General features: G+C 67.9%; 22 protein-coding genes. 11 read left to right on the forward strand and 11 right to left on the reverse strand.

From position 1 onward, the window contains the following. Entirely contained in the window at positions 1–903 is a 903-nt protein-coding gene (gene kdsA, locus V8J38_RS10940; RefSeq protein WP_422388294.1) for a 3-deoxy-8-phosphooctulonate synthase, read from the reverse strand. Between the two features lie 124 nt (positions 904–1,027). Between kdsA and sseA the strand changes: the two genes are divergently transcribed. Next, positions 1,028–1,873, forward strand: coding sequence for a 3-mercaptopyruvate sulfurtransferase (sseA, locus tag V8J38_RS10945; RefSeq protein ID WP_338575656.1), 846 nt, complete (start codon positions 1,028–1,030; stop codon positions 1,871–1,873). On the opposite strand, the gene V8J38_RS10950 is transcribed toward sseA, so the two are convergent. Next, complete coding sequence (locus V8J38_RS10950; protein ID WP_338575658.1) at positions 1,874–2,818, reverse strand: DMT family transporter; 945 nt, start codon at positions 2,816–2,818, stop codon at positions 1,874–1,876. It lies immediately after the preceding gene. A gap of 129 nt (positions 2,819–2,947) precedes the next feature. On the opposite strand from V8J38_RS10950, the gene V8J38_RS10955 reads away from it, so the two are divergent. The 3 genes from V8J38_RS10955 to V8J38_RS10965 are packed head-to-tail and all read left to right on the forward strand — an operon-like array spanning position 2,948 to position 4,332. Further along, complete coding sequence (locus V8J38_RS10955) at positions 2,948–3,364, forward strand: YbaY family lipoprotein (RefSeq protein WP_338575660.1); 417 nt, start codon at positions 2,948–2,950, stop codon at positions 3,362–3,364. Between the two features lie 3 nt (positions 3,365–3,367). Next, positions 3,368–3,607 (forward strand): ribbon-helix-helix domain-containing protein, encoded by a 240-nt coding sequence (locus tag V8J38_RS10960; protein WP_312217769.1) that lies wholly within the window; start codon positions 3,368–3,370, stop codon positions 3,605–3,607. After that, positions 3,604–4,332 (forward strand): SIMPL domain-containing protein, encoded by a 729-nt coding sequence (locus V8J38_RS10965; RefSeq protein WP_291781955.1) that lies wholly within the window; start codon positions 3,604–3,606, stop codon positions 4,330–4,332. The genes V8J38_RS10960 and V8J38_RS10965 overlap by 4 nt, the downstream gene beginning before the upstream one ends. On the opposite strand, the gene V8J38_RS10970 is transcribed toward V8J38_RS10965, so the two are convergent. Genes V8J38_RS10970 through V8J38_RS10980 form a run of 3 tightly spaced genes read right to left on the reverse strand, consistent with a single transcriptional unit; the run spans position 4,317 to position 5,214 of the window. Further along, complete coding sequence (locus V8J38_RS10970) at positions 4,317–4,703, reverse strand: DUF488 domain-containing protein (RefSeq protein ID WP_338575662.1); 387 nt, start codon at positions 4,701–4,703, stop codon at positions 4,317–4,319. The genes V8J38_RS10965 and V8J38_RS10970 overlap by 16 nt on opposite strands. A 4-nt stretch (positions 4,704–4,707) precedes the next feature. Continuing rightward, positions 4,708–5,019, reverse strand: coding sequence for a hypothetical protein (locus V8J38_RS10975; protein ID WP_291781949.1), 312 nt, complete (start codon positions 5,017–5,019; stop codon positions 4,708–4,710). A gap of 9 nt (positions 5,020–5,028) precedes the next feature. Further along, a complete protein-coding gene (locus tag V8J38_RS10980) occupies positions 5,029–5,214 on the reverse strand; it encodes a hypothetical protein (protein ID WP_291781946.1) in 186 nt (61 codons plus the stop codon). A gap of 160 nt (positions 5,215–5,374) precedes the next feature. Between V8J38_RS10980 and V8J38_RS10985 the strand changes: the two genes are divergently transcribed. From V8J38_RS10985 to V8J38_RS10995, 3 genes are all read left to right on the forward strand, one after another. Continuing rightward, complete coding sequence (locus tag V8J38_RS10985; RefSeq protein ID WP_422388295.1) at positions 5,375–7,723, forward strand: ATP-dependent helicase; 2,349 nt, start codon at positions 5,375–5,377, stop codon at positions 7,721–7,723. Next, positions 7,720–8,967 carry an O-antigen ligase gene (locus V8J38_RS10990; protein ID WP_338575666.1) on the forward strand — a complete coding sequence of 416 codons (1,248 nt, stop codon included), beginning with the start codon at positions 7,720–7,722 and terminating at the stop codon, positions 8,965–8,967. Before V8J38_RS10985 ends, V8J38_RS10990 begins: the two co-directional genes overlap by 4 nt. 68 nt (positions 8,968–9,035) lie before the next feature. Next, a complete protein-coding gene (locus V8J38_RS10995) occupies positions 9,036–11,132 on the forward strand; it encodes a DNA topoisomerase IV subunit B (RefSeq protein ID WP_338575668.1) in 2,097 nt (698 codons plus the stop codon). 47 nt (positions 11,133–11,179) lie between these two features. Here V8J38_RS10995 and V8J38_RS11000 read toward each other — a convergent pair whose 3' ends face one another. The 4 genes from V8J38_RS11000 to tig all read right to left on the reverse strand — a co-directional run bounded on the left by V8J38_RS11000 (position 11,180) and on the right by tig (position 14,955). After that, positions 11,180–11,758, reverse strand: coding sequence for a cytochrome b (locus V8J38_RS11000; RefSeq protein WP_291781937.1), 579 nt, complete (start codon positions 11,756–11,758; stop codon positions 11,180–11,182). A 67-nt stretch (positions 11,759–11,825) separates the two neighbouring features. Continuing rightward, positions 11,826–12,467 carry an ATP-dependent Clp protease proteolytic subunit gene (locus V8J38_RS11005; RefSeq protein ID WP_003165321.1) on the reverse strand — a complete coding sequence of 214 codons (642 nt, stop codon included), beginning with the start codon at positions 12,465–12,467 and terminating at the stop codon, positions 11,826–11,828. A gap of 107 nt (positions 12,468–12,574) precedes the next feature. Beyond that, the gene (locus V8J38_RS11010) at positions 12,575–13,510 is read right to left on the reverse strand and encodes a hypothetical protein (protein ID WP_338575673.1); all 936 of its coding nucleotides are present in this window, start codon (positions 13,508–13,510) and stop codon (positions 12,575–12,577) included. Positions 13,511–13,611: 101 nt separating this feature from the next. Continuing rightward, positions 13,612–14,955, reverse strand: a complete 1,344-nt coding sequence (tig, locus tag V8J38_RS11015; RefSeq protein ID WP_291781927.1) for a trigger factor — start codon at positions 14,953–14,955, stop codon at positions 13,612–13,614. Between the two features lie 172 nt (positions 14,956–15,127). Here tig and V8J38_RS11020 point away from each other — a divergent pair, with 172 nt between their 5' ends. Continuing rightward, the gene (locus V8J38_RS11020) at positions 15,128–15,829 is read left to right on the forward strand and encodes an MBL fold metallo-hydrolase (protein ID WP_338575676.1); all 702 of its coding nucleotides are present in this window, start codon (positions 15,128–15,130) and stop codon (positions 15,827–15,829) included. A 61-nt stretch (positions 15,830–15,890) separates the two neighbouring features. On the opposite strand, the gene V8J38_RS11025 is transcribed toward V8J38_RS11020, so the two are convergent. After that, positions 15,891–16,187 (reverse strand): hypothetical protein, encoded by a 297-nt coding sequence (locus tag V8J38_RS11025; RefSeq protein WP_291781921.1) that lies wholly within the window; start codon positions 16,185–16,187, stop codon positions 15,891–15,893. A 185-nt stretch (positions 16,188–16,372) separates the two neighbouring features. On the opposite strand from V8J38_RS11025, the gene V8J38_RS11030 reads away from it, so the two are divergent. Continuing rightward, positions 16,373–16,606 carry a general stress protein gene (locus V8J38_RS11030; RefSeq protein ID WP_338575678.1) on the forward strand — a complete coding sequence of 78 codons (234 nt, stop codon included), beginning with the start codon at positions 16,373–16,375 and terminating at the stop codon, positions 16,604–16,606. A 78-nt stretch (positions 16,607–16,684) separates the two neighbouring features. Here the strand turns inward: V8J38_RS11030 and egtB are convergent, their stop codons facing one another. Continuing rightward, positions 16,685–18,850 carry an ergothioneine biosynthesis protein EgtB gene (gene egtB, locus V8J38_RS11035; protein ID WP_338575680.1) on the reverse strand — a complete coding sequence of 722 codons (2,166 nt, stop codon included), beginning with the start codon at positions 18,848–18,850 and terminating at the stop codon, positions 16,685–16,687. A gap of 196 nt (positions 18,851–19,046) precedes the next feature. Here egtB and V8J38_RS11040 point away from each other — a divergent pair, with 196 nt between their 5' ends. Both V8J38_RS11040 and V8J38_RS11045 read left to right on the forward strand, forming a co-directional pair. Next, a complete protein-coding gene (locus V8J38_RS11040) occupies positions 19,047–19,658 on the forward strand; it encodes a sigma-70 family RNA polymerase sigma factor (protein WP_338575681.1) in 612 nt (203 codons plus the stop codon). Between the two features lie 58 nt (positions 19,659–19,716). Next, complete coding sequence (locus V8J38_RS11045; protein ID WP_291781908.1) at positions 19,717–19,917, forward strand: hypothetical protein; 201 nt, start codon at positions 19,717–19,719, stop codon at positions 19,915–19,917. Positions 19,918–19,927: the final 10 nt, after the last annotated feature.

Raw genomic sequence — 19,927 nt, forward strand, 5'->3', positions numbered from 1 at the left:
TCACGCTGTCTTCGCCATCGGCCCCTTGTGGCCGAGCTTGATGGCCAGGTCGTCGAAGGCGATCAGTTCGGCGGCCAGGGCCTCGAACTGGCTCAGCGGCACCATGTTCGGGCCGTCCGAGGGGGCGTTGTCCGGGTCTTCGTGCGTCTCCATGAAGACGGCGTCGACGCCGACCGCGACGGCGGCGCGGGCCAGCACCGGCACGAACTCGCGCTGGCCGCCCGAGGACGTGCCCTGCCCGCCCGGCTGCTGGACGCTGTGGGTCGCGTCGAACACCACCGGACAGCCGATCTCGCGCAGCACAGGCAGGGCGCGCATGTCGCTGACCAGGGTGTTGTAGCCGAAGCTGGCGCCGCGCTCGCAGGCCATGACGTTGGGATTGCCCGCGCCCGTCACCTTGGCGATGACGTTCTTCATGTCCCAGGGAGCCAGGAACTGACCCTTCTTGATGTTGATCGCCTTGCCCGTGGCGGCTGCGGCCAGCAGCAGGTCGGTCTGGCGGGACAGGAAGGCCGGGATCTGCAGCACGTCCACGACCTCGCCGACCGGGCCGCACTGGGCCTCGGAGTGGACGTCGGTCAGGGTCGGCAGGCCGGTGACTTCACGGATCTCGGCGAAGATCGGCAGGGCGTCCTTCAGGCCGATGCCGCGCGCGGCGCTGGCGCTGGTGCGGTTCGCCTTATCGAAGCTGGTCTTGTAGATGATGCCGAGGTTCAGCCGCTCGCCGATCTCCTTCAGCGCATGGGCGGTCTCCAGCGCATGCTGGCGGCTTTCCATCTGGCACGGTCCGGCGATGAAGACGATGCGGGCGCCGCCGCCGATGACGACGGGTTTCTTGAGGCCTTCGGACAGGGTGATGACGGCGTTCGGAGAGGTCACGGCGGCGCTTTCGACTGGTTTCAACGGCGGTTCGCGGGCCTGTGCCGCGACTTTGAGTCGGACAGGTGGCGTCGCGGATGCGTTTTCGCAACTTATCGGGCGACTCAGGCCCTGACCACCGGCCGCGCGATCATGATAGTCTGATCACATGAGCACGACCGACACGCCCCTGATCTCGACCGAGGCCCTGGCCGCGCGGCTGGGTGCGTCCGACCTGCGGATTATCGACGCCAGCTGGTGGCTGGACGGCCACGACGCGCGGTCGGATTTCGAACGCGAGCGGCTGCCCGGCGCCGTCTTCTTCGACCTGGACGCCGTGTCGGATCGGCAAAGCCCCTATCCGCACATGCTGCCGTCACCCCAAGCCTTCGCCGAGGCGATGGGCGCGATGGGCGTCGAGGCGACGGACGACATCGTCGTCTATGACGCGCAGGGCCTGTTCTCCGCAGCGCGCGTCTGGTGGACGCTGCGGACTATGGGCGCCCGGCGCGTGCGCGTGCTGGACGGCGGTCTGCCGAAGTGGAAGGCCGAGGGGCGGCCTCTGGCGGGCGGAGTTCCCGCCGCGCCAGGCGCCGCTCGCTTCGAGACGCGGTTCGACGCCGACGCCGTGGCGGATTTCAATCAGGTCGGGGCCGCGCTGGCGGACGGCCTTCAGGTGGTTGATGCGCGCAGCGCCGCTCGGTTCCGAGGCGAAGCGGCCGAGCCGCGTCCTGGCGTGCGCGCGGGTCATATGCCGGGGGCGCTGAACCTGCCCTTCTCCAACCTGCTGAACACGGACGGGACGTTGAAGCGAGGCGCGGCGCTGGAAGAGGCCTTTCGCGCGGCGGGCGTCGATCTGGAGCGGCCCGTCATCACCAGTTGCGGCTCAGGCGTGACGGCGGCGATCCTGACGCTGGGGCTGGCCGTGCTGGGGCGGCCGTCGCGCCTCTATGACGGGTCGTGGGCTGAATGGGGCGCCCGGCCGGATGCGCCGATCGCGACCGGCGCCGCCTGATCAGGCGGCCGAACGCTTGGGCGCGCGGATCAGGAACACCTGTCCGGCCAGAACCAGCGCCAGGCCGAGCAAGGCCAGCAGGCCGAAGCGCGCCCCTTCGAACATCACCGACACCAGCATGGCGATCGGCGGCGTCAGGGCCGAGATGTAGCTGGCGGTCGCATACCCCCTCGCCCGCGCGATGGTGAAATACAGGCCGAAGGCGACGACCGAGCCGAACACCGCCAGATACAGCAGGGAGATCACATAGGCCGGGCTCCACGCCACCGACCAGGATACGCCCGTGACCAGGGCGTAGAGCGCCAGCGTCCCCGTGCCGTAGGCCATGGCCCAGGCGGTGGACGGCAGGACGCCCGAGCCGGCCTGCTGTCCCCTCCAGGCGAACCAGTTGCCGAACGCAGAGGCGACGACGGCGATCACGGCGAAGCTGACGCCGGCCACGGCGTGGACGCCCAGCCCCGCCCCCATCACCTCGCCCGCCGACAGGACGCCGACGCCGACCACGCCCAGCCCCGCGCCCAGCCAGGCGGCCGGCGCCGCCTTCTGCTTTGACGCCACGCGAAACAGGATCAGGTTGAGGAAGGCCAGGGCGGCGAAGATCACCGCCACCACGGCCGAGGCGATCTTCTCCTCCGAGGCGTAGACGAAGGCGTAGCTGATGGCGAAGGAGAACAACCCCTGTCCCAGCGCCGCCAGATGCTGCCCCCGGGTCAACGCCAGCCGCCCGCCTGTCGCCTTGACGATCAAGGCCAGCAAGGTCGAGGCGATGCCGAAGCGCAGCACCACCGACACCACCGGATCGACGGCCCCCAGTTGGAAGGTGATGGCGTACCAGGTCGTGCCCCAGATCAGGGCGCAGACCCCGACCCCGCCGAAGGCCAGCAGGGCCGGCGACGACAGGCGTGAAGGCGGAGTTTCGGAATGGGGAGCTTCAGACTGGGACACGCCGGCGACTCGATCGAAACGAAACGGGAACTTCCGATAGCACCGCTTCCTATCCCGCGTCTCTCAAACTGTTGCAGCCTTATGCGACGCTGGCGCGTTCTGTTAAGCTGCCCCTCAAAGGAGACGCCGATGCGCCTGTTCCTCGCCCCTCTCGTCCTGGCCCCGGCCCTTCTGGCCGCCGCCTGCTCATCCATGCCCGAGAGCCCCGCAGCCTCCACCCAGGTGCAGGTCACGGCGACCTATCGCGAGCGCATCATGCTGCCGCCGGGCCATGTTCTGACCGTCAAGGTCGAGGATGTCAGCCGCGCCGACGCCCCCGCTCGTGTCCTGGCGGAGACGACCCAGCGCCTGGACGGCCGCGGCCCGCCCTACGCCGTCACCCTGTCGGTGCCGAACGACAAGATCGACAGCCGCATGGAGTACGCCGCCCGCGCCGAAATCCGCGATCCGTCGGGCGCCCTGCGCTTCACCACCGACACGCGCCATTCGGTCCTGACGCGCGGCGCGCCGAACAGCGTCGAGATCGTGATGGTGGGCGTACGCTAGACCTTGAGCAGTCTCGTCAAGCGATCGGTGCTGCTGTCCGGCCACGCCACCTCGGTGGCGCTGGAGCCTGAGTTCTGGGCCGTGCTGGATATCATCGCGGGCGAACTGGCGCTCAGTCGGTCCAGCCTGCTGATCCGCATCGACGCCTGGCGGGGCCGCCGCCCCCTGGCCTCCGCCTGCCGCATCCTGGCCCTGCAATGGGTCGGCGGCGACCGCAGCTTCGCAGAAGAGAAGACCTCATGAGCGCTGACATCGACAGGAACCGCCTCATCCCCGCCGCCGTCTTCGGCGGACTGGTGGCCATCGGACTGATCGGCGGCGGCGCCCTGATCGGCCAGGGCGTGGTCAACGCCCGCGCGGGGGACCGCTCCGTCACCGTGCGCGGTCTGGCGGAAAAGGACGTGAAGGCCGACCTGGCCGTCCTGCCGATCCGCTTCACCGCCTCGGGCGACGTGCTGTCGGAGGTGCAGGCGCGGATCGACGGCGACCTGGCCATCGTGCGGCAGTTCCTGAAGGCCCAAGGCTATCCCGACGACGCGGTGGACCTGGGCCAGTTGGGCGTGGCTGACACCCGCTCTCGCGAGTACGCCAGCCAGACCGGCGGGCCGCGCTTCATCCTGACCCAGACCGTCATCGTCCGCACCACGGATGTAGACCGGGTCCAAACCACCACGCGCAATCTGAACGATCTGGTGCGCCAGGGCGTGGTGCTGCAGGACTTCCAGGGTCCGTCCTACCTCTTCACCAAGCTCAACGACGTGCGGCCCGCCATGATCGCTGAGGCCACCGCCGCCGCCCGCACCGGCGCCGAACAGTTCGCCAAGGATTCCGGCGCGCCTCTGGGGCCGATCAAGACGGCGGGGCAAGGATCGTTCGAGATCCTGTCGCGCGACGGCGCCGGCGACGAGGCCAGCACGCCGAACAAGAAGGTTCGGGTCGTCACGACCATCAGCTATCGGCTGAAATAGGTCCGCGAAGGCCGGGATGAGCGGTTAGAGGTTGCCAGATAATCCGCCAGCACCACGGCGTCGTTGTGCGCTTCGTCCCTCGCCCCATAGACCAGCGTCGCCGGACCGTCGGCGAGCGCGGCCTTCAACTCGGACACGGCGTCGCCGTTGGCCTTGAGCTCCGCGCGATAACGATGCTGGAACTCCGTCCATTTCTCGGGGTCATGGCCGAACCAGCGACGCAGTTCGGTGCTGGGCGCGATCGCCTTGAGCCACAGGTCGACATGCGCCTTGTCCTTGCTCAGCCCCCGCGGCCACAGGCGATCGATCAGAATGCGCGTTCCGTCCGATTTCGACGGCGGCTCATAGACCCTCTTCAGCGCCGGCTTCATCGGCTCAGTCCTGAGAAGGCGGGGTCGCCACCTGCGGCGGTTCGCTCGGGCGGGGCAGTTCGGGCGGAGCCGGGCGGTCGGGCACCTCGGGAAGGCGCGGCGTCGGCACGGTGATGTCGACATCCAGGTTGGGTCGCTCCGGCTCGGGAACGCGGCCGCTCCCGAAAACGAACCAGGCGATGATCGCCACCAGCACCACCAGGCCGCCGACGACGAAGGCCAGGCCGACGCCACCGCTCTTTCGCGGCGGAGGCGAAGAGGTGTTGATCGTGGTCTGATGCACCACCCGCTCGGGAGGAAGGTTCGGATCGGTCATGGCCTCGCCTCAGTTCCCGCCCGGCGCGGCCGGCGCCGAGACCTCAGGCAGCTTGACCTCGACATCGACGTTCTTGGTGTCCGGCGCTCCGCCTCGTCCCAGCAGGAACCAGGCCAGGATGGCCACCACCACGACCAGACCGCCGACGATGAAGGCGAGACCGGCGTTCCCGCCGCCGCTGGAGTTTTCCGCCATAAGGCATCCCTTCCCTTTGTTGGCCTGTCATCTGGGACAACGGCGCTCTGGCTGCACGGTTCCGGAAACAGCCCGTGCGATTAGGCCTGACTTTGGCCGCTGTGCTGCTTATGTTCTCCCTTCAGATTCCGACGGGGCGACCGCCCCAGACGCCGCCCGAGTGCTTGCCCCTGTGACCGACCTGCCCGCTCCCCGCATTTCCGACCTCGCCCGCGCCCAGACTCCGCAAGGGCCGGCGGCCGACTATCTGGCGGGCCTGAACCCCGAACAGCGCGAGGCGGTGGAGACGACCGAGGGGCCGGTGCTGGTGCTGGCGGGCGCGGGCACGGGCAAGACGCGCGTCCTGACCACGCGACTGGCGCACATCCTGGCGACGGGCCGGGCCAAGCCGTGGGAGCTGCTGGTCGTCACCTTCACCAACAAGGCCGCGCGCGAGATGCGCGAGCGCATCGGCCATCTGATCGGCCCGTCGTCCGAGGGGCTGCGCTGGCTGGGCACCTTCCACTCGGTCGCGGCGCAGATCCTGCGTCGCCATGCGGAACTGGTCGGGCTGAAGTCCAGCTTCACCATCCTGGATACGGATGATCAGGAGCGGCTGCTGAAGCAGCTTCTGGAAGCGGCCAACATCGACACCAAGCGGTTCACGCCCAAGTCGCTGGCTCATATGATCGACCACTGGAAGAACCGCGGCTGGACGCCCGACAAGCTGCCGCCCGGCGAGGACTTCGCCAACGGAAAAGGCCCGGCGCTCTACGCCGCCTATCAGGCGCGGCTGGCGACGCTGAACGCCTGCGACTTCGGCGACCTGTTGCTGCACAACATCACCATTCTGTCAAAACATGCTGATCTGGCAGAGGAATATCGTCGTCGGTTCCGCTACATCCTGGTCGACGAATATCAGGACACCAACGTCGCCCAGTATCTGTGGCTGCGGCTGCTGACGTCCTCGACCGGCAATGTCTGCTGCGTCGGCGACGATGATCAGTCGATCTATGGCTGGCGCGGAGCCGAGGTGGACAACATCCTGCGCTTCGAGCGCGACTTCCCCGGCGCCAAGGTCATCCGGCTGGAGCGCAACTATCGCTCGACCAAGCACATCCTGGGCGCGGCCTCGGCCCTGATCGCGGCCAATCAGGACCGGCTGGGCAAGACCCTGTGGACCGAGGACGACAGCGGCGACAAGGTGCGCGTGCGCGGCGTCTGGGACGGCGAGGCGGAGGCCCGCTTGATCGCCGACGAGATCGAGACCGCGCGCAAGCAGGGCATAAATTACAAGGACATGGCCGTCCTTGTTCGCGCGTCCTTCCAGATGAGAGCGTTTGAAGAACGCTTTCTGATGCTGGCCATTCCCTATGTCGTCATCGGCGGGCCGCGCTTCTTCGAGCGAGCGGAAATCCGCGACGCACACGCCTATCTGCGCCTGATCCAGTCCGAGGACGACGACCTGGCGTTCGAGCGCATCGTCAACGTTCCCAAGCGCGGCATCGGCGACACCTCGGTCCAGAAGATCCTGCACATCGCGCGCGAGAACGGCGTCTCGGCCATGCAGGCGGTGCGCCACCTGATCACGACGGACGAGCTTCAGGCGCGCACCCGCACGCCGCTGGCCAACTTCGTGCGCGATCTGGACCGCTGGCGCGACCTGATGGCCATGGGCACGCCGCACTGGCAGGTGACGGAGACCCTGCTGGACGAGAGCGGCTACACCGCCATGCAGAAGGCCGACCGCACCAGCGGCCAGACGCGGTTGGACAACCTGAAGGAACTGACCCAGTCGATGCAGTCCTTCGAGACGCTGCAGGCCTATCTGGAGCACGTTTCACTGGTCATGGACCTGGAGCGCCGCGACGAGAACGCCGACGGATCGGGCTCGGTGCAGATTATGACCCTGCACGGCGCCAAGGGGCTGGAGTTCCCTCTGGTCTTCCTACCGGGCTGGGAAGAAGGCGTCTTCCCCAGCCAGCGCAGCATCGACGAGAAGGGCGTGAAGGGCTTGGAGGAGGAACGCCGTCTGGCCTACGTCGGCGTCACCCGCGCCAAGCAGGATGCGCGCATCAGCTTCGCCGCCAACCGCATGGTCTATGGCCGCTGGACATCTCAGTTGCCCAGCCGCTTCGTCGATGAACTGCCGATCGCCCACGTCGAGCCGCAGTCGGACACCGGCTATTACGGCGCCTCGACCGGCATGAAGGAGGCCAAGAGCCGCTGGGACGACGCCCCCTCCTTCGGCGGCAGCTATTCCAGCCCTGGCTGGAAGCGCGCCCAGACCTATACCGCGAACCAGACGCCCAAGCCCGCCTATGCTCGTCGCGCAATGATCGAGGGCGAAGGACGCCTGATCGCCACGGCTGATCCCAAGGCGGCGTCCGGCTGGGCGCGCGGCGACCGGGTCTTCCACCAGAAGTTCGGCTACGGCCACGTCCGCGCGGTCGAGGGCAACAAGCTGGTCGTCGCCTTCGACAAGGCCGGCGAGAAGAAGGTCATCGACACCTTCGTGGAGAAGGCGTGACGGGGGCGACCGCCCTTTCACGACGCGATCCCGACGCCCCCACCCTGTGGGAGCAGGCGGCGGCCGGTCTGATCCTGACCCTGCTGTCCGGCGCCCTTCTGGGTCCGATCTTCGCGCCGCAGCAGCAGGAAACGCCGGTGCTGCGGCTGATCTGGCCGCCGATCTATCTGGTGATCCTGGGTCTGATCGGATTTCGCGCACGCCGGATGGCGGCGGCCTGGCCTGCTTTCATCCCCCTGTTGCTGATGGTCGTCATGGCGCTGGCGTCCAGCCTGTGGTCCCAGGCCCCGGATGTGACCGAGCGGCGCGTGCTCGCCCTGGGACTGACCGGGATCTTCGCCGTCTATCTGGGCGCGGTCTTTCGCGGGATCGCCCTGCCCCGGCTGCTGACCGCGACCTTCCTGGCCCTGGGAATCGGCAGCCTGATCGCCGTCTTCATCTTTCCGGGGTTCGGCATCCACCATGAGGCCAACGCCGGCATGTGGCGGGGCGTCTGGTACGAGAAGAACCAGCTGGGCATGGTCATGGCGGTCGGCCTGATCGGCGCCTCCGCCCTGCTGGCGGCGCAAACCGACGTGAAGGATCGTCGCTTGGCTCTGGCCGCCCTGGCGGTCTGCACCCTGGCCTTGCTGGGCTCTCAGTCCAAGACCGCCCTCGTCATGGCGGTGCTGGGCGGCGGTCTGGTGCTGCTTTGCCGGCTGGTGCGGCGTCTGGGGCCGGTGTTCGGCGTCATCGCCGTCTGGTGCATGGGCGTCGCCCTGGTCGGCGGCCTTTGGGCCTGGAGCGAGTTCTCCGTCGAGATTCTGGCCTTGTTCGGCAAGGACCCCAGCCTGACGGGCCGTACGGAAATCTGGGACGCCATCGGCCGCATGGCCGAGCGCAGGCCCTGGCTGGGTTACGGCTACAGCGCCTTCTGGCTGCCGCACTCGGAACCGATGGAGTGGATTCGCCATGAGACGGGCTGGCGCGTCCCGTCCGCCCACCAGGGCTGGCTGGACCTGCGCGCAGAGCTGGGCTGGGCCGGCGTCAGCCTGGTCGGCGTCGTCGTGGCCGTGACAGCGGCCGCCGTGCTCATGCGCCTGTCCGGCCTGGGGCGACGCGAGGGCTACTGGAGCCTGGCCTGGCTGGCGGCCTTCCTGCTGCTCAGCCTGTCGGAAAGCGTGCTGATGCGGCATCAGGATCTGCCGTGGACCCTGTTCATGGCGCTGATGGCGCGTAATCTGATCCCGGACCGAGCGCCCTGACGCGGGCCTTGCCCCCGCCGTCTTCGAAGCCTACCAGACCCTGCCCCGAATCGCCGCAAAATGCCCTGATGGACGACCTGTTTTCCAAGCTCGACGACGCCGAACCGGCCAAGCCCGCCGCCCCCGCGCCCGCTGCGACGCCCGCTCCCCAGGCGGCGCCTCCGGTTGCGCCTCAGCCCGTGCATGAACCGAAGGTCGAGCTGACGTCCCACGCCAGCGCCGCGACGGCGGCCGCCACCGGCTATTCCGCCTCCTCGATCGAGGTGCTGGAAGGCCTGGAGCCCGTCCGCAAGCGCCCCGGCATGTATATCGGCGGCACCGACGAGCGCGCCCTGCACCACCTGTTCGCCGAGGTGCTGGACAATGCGATGGACGAGGCCGTCGCCAAGCACGCCAAGCTGATCACCGTCGACTTGGACGCCGAGGGCTATCTGTCGGTGCGCGACGACGGGCGCGGCATCCCGGTCGACCCTCATCCCAAGCACCCCGGCAAGTCGGCGCTGGAAGTCGTCATGACGGTGCTGCACTCGGGCGGCAAGTTCTCGGGCAAGGCCTATGAGACCTCGGGCGGCCTGCACGGCGTCGGCGTCTCGGTCGTCAACGCCCTGTCGGAAAGCCTGGACGTCACCGTCTGGCGCGATGGCTTCGAATGGCGGCAGTCCTTCAGCCGCGGCCTGTCGCAGGGACCGATCCAGCAGGTCGGCCCGTCAAAGAAGAAGGGCACCCTGATCCGGTTCAAGCCGGACGAGCAGATCTTCGGCGTCGGCGCGGCCTTCAAGCCCGCCCGCCTGTTCCGCATGACGCGGGCCAAGGCCTATCTGTTCCGCGGCGTCGAAATCCGCTGGACCTGCGCCCCGGAGCGCATCACCGACCAGACGCCCGCCCAGGCGACGCTGCACTTCCCCGGCGGCCTGGCTGACGCTCTGGCCGAGCGCGTGGGCGAGATCGAGACCGTCACCCCCGTTTTCGCCGGGCGCGTCGAGCGCAAGGGCGAGGCGGGCGCCCTGGAATGGGCCGTCACCTGGTCCCCGATCGGCTTCGGCGACGCCGACAGCTTCGTCGCCTCCTACTGCAACACCGTCTCGACCCCCGACGGCGGCACGCACGAGGCCGGCTTCCGCGCTGCCCTGGTCAAGGGGCTGAAAGCCTATGGCGAGCTGACCAATGAGAAGCGCGCCGCCCAGATCACGGCGGAAGACGTCATCGCCAATGCGGGGGCGATGATCTCCATCTTCATCCGCAACCCCGAGTTTCAAGGCCAGACCAAGGACCGCCTGTCCTCGCCCGAGGGCGCGCGCCTGGCCGAACAACTGCTGCGCGACCCCTTCGACCACTGGCTGACCGAGAGCCCGAAACAGGCCAACGCCCTGCTCGGCTTCGTCATCGACCGCGCCGAGGACCGCCTGCGCCGCCGCAAGGACAAGGAAGTCCAGCGCGCCGCCGCCACGCGCAAGCTGCGCCTGCCCGGCAAGCTGTCGGACTGTTCGCGTCAGGCCGCCGAGGGCACCGAACTGTTTATCGTCGAGGGCGACTCGGCCGGGGGCTCGGCCAAGCAGGCGCGCGACCGCACGACCCAGGCCATCCTGCCCCTGCGCGGCAAGATCCTGAACGTCGCCTCGGCCACGGCGGACAAGCTGCGCGCCAACGTCGAGCTGACCGACCTGATGCTGGCGCTGGGCGTTCAGGCGGGCAGCCGCTTCAGCGTCGACGACCTGCGCTATGAGCGCGTGGTCATCATGACCGACGCCGACGTCGACGGCGCCCACATCGCGGCCCTGCTGATCACCTTCTTCTACCGCTCCATGCCGGACCTGATCCGTCAGGGGCGGCTGTATATGGCCCTGCCGCCGCTCTATCGGATTTCGGCAGGCCCGCTGTCGGAATACGCCCGCGACGACGCCCACCGCGACGAGCTTCTGGCCACCGTGTTCAAGGGCAAGAAGACCGAGATCGGCCGGTTCAAGGGTCTGGGCGAGATGATGGCTTCTCAGCTGAAAGAGACCACCATGGACCCGAAGAAGCGGACCCTGGCCCGCGTCGCCCTGCCCGACAGCGAGGAAGAGATCGAGGATCTGGTCGAGCGCCTGATGGGCCGCAAGGCCGAGGCCCGCTATCAGTTCATTCAGGAAAACGCCCGCTTCGCCCAGGCCGACCTGGACCTCTGACGTCGCGATCCGCCGTCGCCCCCACGGTGACGGCGGGCTGAACCAGCCTAGCCGATCATCCGGCCGACCGTGTCGTCCTTCCAGATGAAACGGTGGACCAGCACCATCAGGATATGGCCCGCGATGGCGGCCAGCAGCACCCAGGCCAGCAGGCCGTGCACGGCGTTGGCCGGGGCGGTCATCCACGACACCTCGGCCCAGCCGCCGTCGATCAGGCGCACGCCGAACACGTCCAGCGGCTTGCCCGATCCGTACTGCCGCAGCAGCGCCAGCGACGGCACGATCAGCATCAGGGCGTAGAGCGCCAGATGCCCGACCTTGGCGGCCCGCCCCCAGAAGCCGCCGCCGTGCGCCGGCCGCGTCTTCATGTTGTAGAGGCCCCACAAGGCGCGCAGCACGATCAGGGTCAGCAGGACCACGCCGATCCCCTTGTGCGTACCGACCCAGAAGGCGGTGATCGGCGCCTTGCCGACGATCAGCTTCACCGCCATGCCGGTGAACTGCCACGTCAGCAGCAGGGCGATCGCCCAGTGCAGCGCGCGCGTGACGGCGCCATATCGAAAGCCGTCGTCTCTCCACTGCGTCGCCATGAGCGCCCCCTTCTGCTGATAACGAGTCTCAAACATGATTCGAGGCGGAATCCGTCGCCGGATTCCGCCTCGCAAATTGTCGCAGCCTGAATCCGGGCTAGGCTCAGGGAGCCTTGACGCCGTCGTCGTCGGCCTGGGTGCGCTTGTCATAGACGTGGTCGACGATGCCCCAGGCCTTGGCTTCCTCGGCGGTCATGAAGTGGTCGCGGTCCAGGGTGCGCTCGACCTCCTCATAGGTGCGGCCGGTGTGCTGGACGTAGATTTCGTTCAGGCGACGCTTGGTGGCGATGATGTCCTCGGCGTGGCGCTCGATGTCCGAGGCCGTGCCGCGGAAGCCGCCCGAGGGCTGGTGCACCATGACCCGCGCATTCGGCAGGGCGATGCGCTGGCCCGCCTCGCCGGCCGTCAGGATCAGCGAACCGGCCGAAGCGGCCATGCCCATGACTACGGTCGAGACCGGCGACTTGATGTACTGCATGGTGTCATAGATCGCGAGCGCCGAGGTCACCTGACCGCCGGGGCTGTTGATGTACATGCTGATTTCCTTCTTCGGGTTCTCCGATTCCAGGAACAGCAGCTGGGCGCAGATCAGCGAGGCCATGCCGTCCTCGAACGGGCCGGTCAGGAAGATGATCCGCTCGCGCAGCAGGCGCGAGAAGATGTCGAACGACCGTTCGCCGCGGCTGGATTGCTCCACCACCATCGGCACCAGGTTGTTGGAGATGTAGTCGATCGGATCGCGCATGGGGTCTCTCGGATTCATGGCGCGCTTGAGTCGCGCCCTCGCTTCAGCATATCGCGTTCGCCTCGGGCCTGCGCAAGGCGCATCCGCCGGGGGAGCGGACTTATCGCCTATCGATCGCGACGACCGTGCACCACTTCGTCCGCGATGCCCCGCGTCTGGGCCTGCAGGGTAAAGCGATTGGGCGTGGCGCGATACAGGGCCGCCAGATAGTCGCGGTCCCAACGGGTCATCTCCGTGACCTCGTCCGGCCGGGTGAACAGGTTGAGGATGGTGTCATGCCCCGCCAGATCACCCTCGGGATTGACCTGCGCCAGGGCGATGAAGGCCACATAGTCGACCAGAGCGCTCATCCGAACCTGGGTCGTCCGGGTGAAGTCCACTATGATGACCACGCGCGCCAGGTCGTCGCGCACATTGCTGCGCAGGCGCGAAGATTCGCGCATCGTATTGGTCGGATACTCCTCGCCGTCCAGGCGGACGGCGATCTCGCCGGTGTCGATGTTGACCGGCAGGCTGATATGCCACCAGCGCACGGGGGCCTCGTCCTCCTGGAAACGCTGCAGGGCCGCCCGGCCCCGATCGGTCGCGCCGCGCGCCGGCCGATAGCCGCGCGGATCGTCCTTCACCAGGGCCTTGGCTATCTGTGCGCCGTCGTCCGTCCCGACGATCATCACGTCGACCTTGCAGCCCGGCCCGGCGACATCGCCGCCGGCCTCGATGATGTGCTGGGCCACGCGGTCGATGACGGCCTGGGCGTACTGCGGCGTCAGATGGGCCGTCGCCACGCAAACCGGCTTGTTCCAACGCGCCAGGGGACGCCCAGCCGGAGGGGCCATGTTGCTTTCGATGAAGGTGTCGACCCGCGCCCGCAGTTGGGCGTCGCGCAGGCTGGCGGCCACCGTGACGTCCTCGACCTGAACGGCGTCGGGGTCGGGCGTGGTCTGAGATTGAGCCGAAGACTGGGCCGGGGCTTGGGCTTGGGCTTGAAGAGGCTCCATCGACGTCAGCCCGGCCGCCAGGGCGATCATCGTCCAAAAGGCCATGAGGTCGACTCCAGAATCAAAAAGGGCCCGCCGAAGCGAACCCTTTTCATTTGCCTGAATGGCTGACGGAACGACAGTTACCGATCCGTAAGACGACGAGATCAGCCCTCGTCTTCTTCCTTCATCAGCTCTTCTTTCGAGATGGCTTCGTCCTTCACCTCGGCGACCGAGACGATCAGGTCGACGACCTTCTCTTCATAGATCGGCGCGCGCAGCTGGGCGGCGGCGTTCGGGTTCTGGCGGTAGAAGTCCAGGACCATCTTTTCCTGACCCGGATAGTTGCGGGCCTCGGCCATGATGGCGTTCGACAGTTCCTGATCCGAAACGCCGACGTTGTTGGCGCGGCCGATTTCGGCCAGGACCAGACCCAGGCGCACGCGGCGCTCGGCGATCTTGCGATACTCGGCCTTCAGTTCGTCTTCCGACTTCTTAGCGTCTTCTTCCGGCAGCTGGCCGGCGTCCTTGTCGGCCGAAACCTGGGCCCAGATGCCTTCGAACTCGGCGTCCACCATCTTCGGCGGCAGGGCGAAGTCGTGGCCTTCGTCCAGCACGTCCAGCAGGGCGCGCTTCAGCTTGAAGCGGGTGGCGCCGGCGTATTGCTGGTTCAGGTTGGACTTCAGCAGTTCCTTCAGCTGGTCCAGCGACTCCAGGCCGATGCGCTTGGCGAACTCGTCGTCGATCTTGGATTCGACCTCGGCCTTGATGGCCTTGACGGTGACGTCGAAGGTCGCGGCCTTACCGGCCAGGTGCTTGGCCTGGTACTCTTCCGGGAAGGTGACCTCGATGGTCTTTTCTTCACCGACCTTGGCGCCCTTCAGTTGCTCTTCGAAGCCGGGGATGAACCGGCCCGAGCCGATCACCAGGTCGGCGTCGGTGGCGGCGCCGCCGTCGAAGGCCTCGCCGTCGATCTTGCCCAGGAAGTCGATGGTCAGCTGGTCGCCGTCGGCGGCCTTGACCGTCTTGCCCTTCTTGTCCTCGTAGGACTTGGCCTGCGAGGCCAGTTCCTTCAGCGCTTCGTCCAGGTCCTCTTCCGAGGCCTCATAGGTCGGGCGGGTCAGCTTCAGGGTCTTGGGGTCGACCGGCGTGAATTCCGGCATGACTTCCAGCGACATCTCATAGGCCAGGTCTTCCTGACCGGCGATGACCTTGTCCATGTCGGAGGTCAGGTTCATCTCGGCCGGAGCGGCCGGACGCAGCTTCAGCTCTTCCAGAGCGCCCTGGCTGGTCTCGTTCAGCGAGGCGTTGATGATTTCGCCCATGAAGTCACGGCCGAAGGTCTTCTTGACGTACGAGGCCGGCACCTTGCCCGGACGGAAGCCCTTCAGCTTCATCTGGGGAGCCACTTCCTTGATGCGGGCTTCGAGCTTTTCGTTCAGCTCTGCGACGGGAATGGTCACCGCGATCACGCGGCTGAGGCCTTCGTTCGACTTTTCGACGACTTGCATGGTCGGGTATCTGACGCTCTGTGGCGACGCCGCAAAGGCGCGCGGTGGATAAAGCAACAGGGCCGCCCCTTTCGGGAGCGGCGCCTCGGAGCCCGCCCTTATGTCGAGAAGGGGCCGAAACGTCAACGCAACGCGGTTCCTTTGTGGTCATCGGGCCGCTATCTCATGACGCATGAGCCAGCCTTCAGCCCCCATCGGCGTCTTCGTCACGCCCGTTACGCCGCTTCAGCAGAACTGCACGACGGTCTGGTGCACGAAGACGAAGAAGGCCGCCGTCATCGATCCGGGCGGCTCGGTCGACGCCATTCTGGGCGAGGTCGCGCGGCGCGGACTGACGCTGGACGCCATCTGGATCACCCACGGCCATCTGGACCATGCGGGCGCCGCCGCCGAGATGCAGGAAAAGACCGGCCTCGACATCGTGGGGCCTCATCCTGAAGACCAGTTCTGGATCGACCTGATTCCCTCGCAGGGCCAGAAATACGGCCTGCCCGAGGCCCGCACCTTCACCCCCACGCGCTGGCTGGACGACGGCGACGTCCTGACGCTGGGCGAGACGACGTGGGAAGTGTTCCACTGCCCCGGCCACACGCCCGGCCATGTGATCTTCTTCAACCGCGAGGCCCGCTTCGCCCAGGTCGGCGACGTGCTGTTCCAGGGCTCGGTTGGCCGCACCGACTTCCCGCGCAGCGACCATCAGGCCCTGCTGAGCGCAATCACCACCAAGCTGTGGCCGCTGGGCGACGATGTGACCTTCGTGCCGGGCCACGGGCCGCATTCGACGTTCGGTGCCGAACGGCGCAGCAATCCCTTCGTCTCGGACCGGGCCATGCAGGCGGCTCCGATCGCGCGCCCGGCCTCCGGCCCGGCCTGACCCCTTTGATGTCGGACCATTGATCTGAGTTCGGATTGATTCAATCCGAACCTATCATGGTCTAGCGCGCGGCCAGCAGGCCGATCAGGACGCCGATGCCGAGCGCATAGAGCGTCATGCGGATTGGTTCGTCGCGAATCGCCTCGCAGGCCTGAGAGCCGCGATGGCGGGCCCAGTCGCGCATTTCCGCCGCATCCTCGCGCACGGCTCGGCGAAGAGGACGCGGCCGGGCGCCGGCCGCCAGGATGTCATCAGCCGCGCCTTCCAGGCGGTCGCCCAGGGTCGAACGACCTTCGGTGATGTCTTCGGGCGACGGAGCGCCGTCGGCGTCGGCGATGGGGTTCTTGGAAACCGGCATGGGGCTAAGCTCCTGAAATCTGCATTCCGAGCTTCGATGAACCCGCCGGAATCCGCGCGGTTCCCCCGCCGAGCACACGCGCGGCCTCCGTTTGTCGAACAGGGTTTTAATCCTTTGTCGGAACCTCCGCGCCGGGGCCGGGTTCTCTTGCGCAAGCGCCACCGTCTACGAAAGGAACATCTGAAATGGCCGAAGGTCAGCCCACCCGCGGCTCCGGTGTTTCCAAGCGAGGCTTCGCCTCCATGGACCCGGAACGTCAGCGCGAAATCGCTCGCAAGGGCGGCGCCAGCGTCCCCAGCGAGAAGCGCAGCTTCTCCCAGGACCGCACGCTCGCGGCCCAGGCCGGACGCAAGGGCGGCGAAGCCTCCCACGGCGCGCGAAACAAGACCGGTCAGGACCCGGCGTCGCCGAAGCGCTGATCCCCCGCGATCGATTTCTAACCTTCCGACGGCGTGGGAAACCTCGCCGTTTTTCTTTGGCTGACAGCCGGTCGGCGGTCAGCAGGCCAGAAGGGCCAGGGCCACGCGCGGGACGTCGCTGACCTCGAAGGCCTCGACGCGCCAGCCGGCGGCTTCGGCCAGGGCGCGCACGCGGGCCTCGTCGAACTTGCGCGAGTTCTCGGTATGGATCGTCTCGCCCTGCGCCAGACGGAAGACCAGCTTGCCCAGCCGCACCGTCATGGGGCGCAGGGCCTCCAGATGCATCTCCATCCGCGCCTCTGCCTCGTTCCAGACGGCGCGGTGGGCGAAGGCGTCCAGGTCGAAGTCCGCGCCCAGGTCCCGATTGGCGCGGGTCAGGACATTCAGGTTGAAGCGCGCCGTCACGCCTTCGGCGTCGTCATAGGCGGCGATCAAGGTCGGGGCGTCCTTGATCAGGTCGACGCCCAGAATGAACAGAGCGTCCGGCCCCAGCATGTCGCGCGCGCCGCGCAGGAGCGCCTCGGCCGTCGCCGGCGAGAGATTGCCGATGGTCGAACCGGGAAAGAAGCCGACCCGCCGCCCCTGCCCCGCCTCGGTCGGCAGGACGCCCAGATGCTCGAAGTCGCCGACGATGGGCAGGACCTTCAGATCGGGATAGGCCTGCCTCAGGCGGGCGGCCGCCTCTTCCAGCGCCGTGGGGCTGATGTCGATGGGGACGTAGGCCGCCAGATCGGGGGCCGCGTCCAGCACGATGCGCGTCTTCTCGCTGGCGCCCGAGCCGAGCTCGACCAGCACGGCGTCGGGGCCGAAGCGTTCAGCCCAGCGCGGGGCGACCCGCCGCAGCAGCGCCGCCTCCTGCCGGGTCGGATAGTATTCCGGCAGGCGGGTGATGGCCTCGAACAGCTCCGACCCGCGCGCGTCATAGAACCATTTGGGCGGCAGGCTCTTGGGCGACGACGCCAGGCCCGCGACCAGGTCGCGGCGGAAGGCCTCATGCTCGTCATCGGTCGCGTCGCCTCGGGCCGCGTCGCCGGGATCGGACGCCAGCCGGACGCCCGCGAAGGCCCAGCGCTGATCAGGGTAGAAGAAGTTGCGATAGGTCGGCCGCGCGTGCCCCGGCGCCGTGGCGAAGGCGCCGCCGCGCAGCACCATCTGATTGGCCATGAACTTGCCGTTGTACTCGGCGGCCGTGCCCTCGGTCGGTCGAAAGCCGGGGTAAGGGCCGTAGGCGCCGGCGGTCCACTGCCACGCCTCATTGTCCAGGTTGGAGAAGGCGTCGGGACGGCTGCGGGCGGCGTGCTCCCATTCCGCCTCGGTGGGCAGACGCCGGCCCGACCACCGCGCGAAGGCGTCGGCCTCATAGAAGCTGACATGGCGCACCGGCGCGACAGGATCCACCGGCCGCCGCCCCGCCAGGGTCATGACCGTCCAGCCCGCCCCGTCCTCTCGCCGCCAATAGAGAGGCGCGGTCCAGCCGCACGGCTGGACCGTCGCCCAGCCGTCGCTCAGCCACAGTTCGGGCCGGGCGTAGCCGCCGTCATTCATGAAGGCCAGCCAGTCGCCATTGGTCGTCAGGTCGGCGGCCAGGGCGAACGGCTCAAGCCAGACTCGGTGCGCAGGCCGTTCGTTGTCGAAGGCGAACCCCTCCTCCCCCGCGCCGGTCTCGACAAGGCCGCCCTCGAACGCCTGCCAGCCTCCGCGCGGCGGCTGGAGCGGCGCATGGCGCGGCTCCTCATCATAGGCAGCCGGGTCCAGCGGCGAACGCGACATCAGATGCAGGAGGTCCATCAGGAAAAGCTCCTGATGCTGCTGCTCGTGGTTCAGGCCCAGTTCAAACAGATAGCGGCGCAGGGCGTCGAACGGCGCGGACGCATCGGCCAGGCGCGCCTCCATCCGACGGTCGACCTCGGCGCGATAGGCCATGACGTCGGCCAGCGAAGGCCGCGTCATCAGCCCCCGCTCGTCCCGACCGATCCGGTCGCCCAGGGCCTCATAATAGGAGTTGAACACCCGCCGCAGCCGGGGGTCGATCGACTCATAGCCCGGCCGATCGAGCAGCATGGTTTCGAAGAACCAGCTCACATGGCCCAGGTGCCACTTGCCCGGACTGGCTTCGGCCATGGACTGGGCCTGCAGGTCCTCGGCCGAGAGGGACGCCGCCAGGGCAGGCAGCACGGCGCGCACCTGCCGATAACGCTCGAGATCCCCGGCGGCCTCCGCCGGTCTGCGCAGCATTCCGGTCATGACGCCGTGTCCCCCTGGATGAATGTCGTCTGTCGCCACCTTCCTGAAATGCAGCCTGCGCAAAGGCGGTTCCGCCGGCGCGACGGTCGTCAGCCGGCCGGTTGAGAGGGGCGGCGCAACGGAACAGGCGTCGTCAACCGACGTTCTGATGGGGTTCCGGCGCCGACAGGGCGCAGGTCATTCAGGATCCCGCAGCATGCCCCAGATGCGCATGCCCGAGGGGCCGAACGCCATCGAGCCCCCGCCATCGACGCCCGATCCCGGCCGGTCGCCAGACCTGACGAACCCGGCCAATTGGCGCGCCATGCTGGCCTGCCAGATTCCGGCGTTGCGGGCCTTCGCCTTCTCCCTGGCGCGCAACCGGGCCGATGCCGATGATCTGGTGCAGGAGACGCTGGTCAAGGCATGGACGCATCGGACGCGGTTCGAGGCCGGGACCAATCTCAGGGCGTGGCTGTTCACGATTCTGAGAAACAGCTGGTACACCGGCGCCGCCCGCCGACGCCGCGAAGTGGCCGATGAAGAAGGCCGCCACGCCGCCGGCCTGACCGCCGAGCCCAGCCAGGAATGGACGGCGGAGCTGACGGCGCTCCGAACGGCGCTCAACGCCCTGCCGCCCGAGCATCGCAAGGCGATCATCATGGTCGGCGCCGCCGGGCTTTCCTATCAGGAGGCGGCCGATATCGCCGGCTGCGCCGTGGGCACGGTCAAGAGCCGGGTCAACCGCGCGCGTCGCCGTCTGGCCCTGCTGCTGGCGCACGAGACGCCGCTCGACGGCGAAGAAAATAATGAGGACGACGACAGCTAGGCCGGAGGAACAGAGGCCCCGCCGAGGGGTTAAATTCTAGCCTTCAGGAGAGTCCGTCATGATGACTCCGCGACATCCCCCCGCCCCCGAGACCCCGCGCACGGGCAAGCGCGGTTTCATGGACTGGCTGTTCGGGCGCACGCCGCCGCCGCCCGACAAGGCCAGCTCGAACCTTTATCTGGGCGACATCGTGGACGGCGACTTCAGCTCGCCCTCGGCGCACCATCACCACCAGCGGCCGCCCAGCGACGAACTGTGAGACGAGCGAC

It is taken from the genome of Brevundimonas olei (genome assembly GCF_037055245.1).
In the GTDB taxonomy this organism is placed as follows: domain Bacteria; phylum Pseudomonadota; class Alphaproteobacteria; order Caulobacterales; family Caulobacteraceae; genus Brevundimonas; species Brevundimonas olei.